Origin of the sequence: Bacillus sp. FF-1, from assembly GCF_028548245.1 — a bacterium.
In the GTDB taxonomy this organism is placed as follows: domain Bacteria; phylum Bacillota; class Bacilli; order Bacillales; family Bacillaceae_G; genus Bacillus_A; species Bacillus_A paranthracis.
The window spans coordinates 1-1926 of record NZ_JAQQGG010000031.1 but is presented as its reverse complement, the minus strand read 5'-3'; the positions used below and the strand labels follow the sequence as shown (position 1 = coordinate 1926).

Below are 1926 nucleotides of genomic sequence, written 5' to 3'. Positions count from 1 at the left end.
TTCCATATTCATTTACGTTAAGATCCAGGGGGCTAGCCCCCAAACCCCCAGCCAGCACTCACACCCAAAAACAAGGAGAGAATGAACTTAGAACAGCACATTTATAGAAACTGTGTTTTTGCTAGATGCATATTAAAAAGGATAAGCATATGCTATATTACGCTTTCGTATAATTCCCTTATCTTTAAAGAGAACTTAAATCTTAATAATAGATTTGAGTTCTCTTTTTATATCATTATTCTCTAATTACCATATACATATAATATATTTAAAATTAATTTAAAAGGAGAAGTATGTTATATGACAAAATTGGAGGAACTAGAAAAAGATTTTAATCAAATGAATCTAGATTTAAAAGCTATACAACATGATATGAAAAGTTTAGAAGTAAGAATATTAGTAGCTGAAAAGGATGTTTTAACTATTAATAAACAATTAGATAAAATTAGTGCAAATACTACATGGATTTTACGATTGATCATAAGCGGATTGTTAACAGGAGTACTTGGTGTATTAGCTAAAAACCTGTTATAGGAAAAAAGGGTGTTGGTCAATCAAAACGGACCTAGCAAAGCGAAGGGAGTATTTGACTTGACCAACCGTACTACACCCAAACCCTCTTGGCATTGAACAAACAATCGTTTGTTCCTGCTAACCGGCGAGGGAGCCCCTCAAGGATTGAGGGGTTGGGGAGTTTGATTGAGGGGGTCTGGGGAAGAGTTTCCCCAGTGGGTTTGGGCAAAGCCCAAGGTTTGTTTTTTGCCAGGCAAAGCATGGCTTGGCGGAGCCAAAGAGCCTCGCAGAGCACGTCCAAATGAAATTTGGTATAACGTGCTAGACCAAATTTGGTTTTTCTTCTATCTCCATGTTAAACTAGTTACCAAAAGGGGGGGTCTTGCTCATGGCTCACGTTCAAAAATATGCAAAAGGAAATGTTCAAGGATTGTCCATTCACTGGGACAGAAAAACAGAAAATCATTCGAATCAAGACATTGATAATGAACGGTCACATTTGAATTATGATTTATGTGAAAAAGAAGGAGATACACTTTCACGCATGAATGATCGGTTAAGTGAAGTGCATTGCTTGAATCGAAAAGATGTAAAAGTCTGTGCAGATTGGGCTGTTACATTACCGGAAAGTTTGAAAGATGCTTCTGAGAAGGAACAACGTGAATTTTTTGAGAAAACCTATGAATTTTTAGCGAACCGTTATGGTGGTGAAAAAAATGTGTTGTCAGCCAATGTACATAATGACGAAACAAGACCGCATATGCATTTTGCTTTTATGCCTGTTGTTTGGGACGAGAAAAAGCAACAGGCAAAGGTTTCAGCTAAAGAAGTTTTAACAAGAAAAGATTTAAAAACATTTCACCAAGATTTAGATGAGTTTTTGAAAAAAGAAATACCACAAATCTACAAAGAAGGTATTTTAAACGATAAAACGATTGGCGTTGATACGGTTAAAGATTTGAAAAGGTATTCTGAAGAAATACAGAAACAAAAAGATGTAATGGATGCGGAAGTAAAGGTCAAAGAAAGAGAGTTAGAGGGGAAAATTCAATCATTAGATAAAGAATTGGAAAGTAAAAAAAATGAGTTTCTGAATTTGAGTGAAGCACTCCCTTCAAAAATTAATATCAAAGTAAAAGGAAAAGAGAAAAAAACAGAGGTTGTAAAAACAGGTTTTTTAAAATCAGAAACAGTAACTACAGAAACTGGGAATTGGATTGTTTCTGATAGTGAAATGAGAAGGATGCAAAAAGTTCTAAGCGATGCAAATTTCGTAAAGGAAGATTATGAGCGTTTGCAGCGTACAGATTTAGTTAAAGAAAACAAAGAATTACATGATAGAGTTGATAGTTTAGCCGATGGTTATGTTAAAGCTATTAATGAGAATACAGATTTGTATGAGAAGAATAGAGA

General features: G+C 34.9%; 2 protein-coding genes. Both read left to right on the top strand.

Annotated features, from left to right (window positions below):
• Nucleotides 1-300 precede the first annotated feature (300 nt).
• The gene (locus tag PQF83_RS28425; RefSeq protein WP_071741779.1) at nucleotides 301-534 is read left to right on the top strand and encodes a hemolysin XhlA family protein; all 234 of its coding nucleotides are present in this window, start codon (nucleotides 301-303) and stop codon (nucleotides 532-534) included.
• 367 nt (nucleotides 535-901) lie between these two features.
• The coding region (gene mobV / locus PQF83_RS28420; RefSeq protein ID WP_272792353.1) for a MobV family relaxase at nucleotides 902-1926 on the top strand (1025 nt) is incomplete at its 3' end.